Genomic DNA, 1084 nt, shown 5'->3' on the forward strand with positions numbered 1-1084 from the left:
CTGCAAATCCCTGTTTTCCAAGCTGCGAACTTAAGCGAGAAAGGATGGTTTGCGAAAGAGCTGACATCTCTCCAATGTTCAGTTCATCTTCTTTTTGAAGCGCTCTGCCATGAAGTCCGCCAATGCTTCCTCTGACGTATGTGCTTTTACTTTCCATGACGGCAGGCACCTCAATGCCGCCAGCTGCCGCCAAATAAGCACGGCTGCCGAGTTTGCAGGGGCCAAAGCTGACCGTGCTGTTTTCCTTGATGAGCACAGGCTTCCATAAAGGCGCTTCCTCGTCATTAATACGCAGCGTGAAGTCCGCCCCTGTCACAGCAATCAGTGTCTGTTTTGAAAAATGAAACGACGGACCGGGCCCCATCATCGTTATTTCGAGACCTGCTTCATTTTCGCCGTTTCCTATCAACAGATTGGCAATGCGCAGTGAAACCGTGTCCATAGCACCGCTGGCCAGAACGCCGTATTTTTGGTAACCCGTTCTGCCTATATCCTGAACCGTTGTGAGCAGTCCGGGCTTTAATACTTTCATGCTCAATTGGACTCCTCCTTATAGGCGTGATAGTCTTTTTCTGAGATGCGAACGAATTTCACAGTATCTCCCGCCCGCAGCAATGTCGGCGGGTTTTCCTGCGGCCGGAAAAGAGCCAGCGGCGTTTTGCCGATCAGCTGCCAGCCGCCCGGCGTTGAAATCGGATAAACGCCTGTCTGCAATCCCGCAATACCGACCGAACCTGCGGGAATCGACGGTCTTGGTGATGATTTTCTCGGAGCTGCAATGCGTTTTGACATCCCGCCTAGAAAAGGAAAACCGGGCGCGAAGCCAAGCATATATACCACATATTCACCGTTTGTATGAATGTCGATTACTTCCTCCGGTGACAGCTGATTGACCTTCGCCACCTCTTCTAAATCCGGACCGAATTCACCGCCATAGCAGACGGGAATTTCTACAATGCGGCGGTTGACCTCATAGTCTTCGGCTATTTCTACCAGCCGCTCTTCGACATCGCGCTTGACCTTCTCAAAAGGTGAGCTTATGCCTTGAGGCAAATGCTTGTACACTTCATACATATCATAAAAT

1 protein-coding gene and 1 pseudogene are annotated in these 1084 nt (G+C 50.6%); both read right to left on the bottom strand.

The genetic code is table 11. The features are described from left to right. Positions 1–532: pseudogene (pxpC, locus tag ACWFR1_RS40505) on the bottom strand (5-oxoprolinase subunit PxpC); the annotation flags it as partial. A gap of 2 nt (positions 533–534) precedes the next feature. Further along, a partial coding sequence (gene pxpB / locus ACWFR1_RS40510) for a 5-oxoprolinase subunit PxpB (protein ID WP_453561170.1) occupies positions 535–1084 on the bottom strand: 550 nt, incomplete at its 5' end.

The sequence above is a fragment of the Streptomyces sp. NPDC055103 genome (assembly GCF_053607625.1).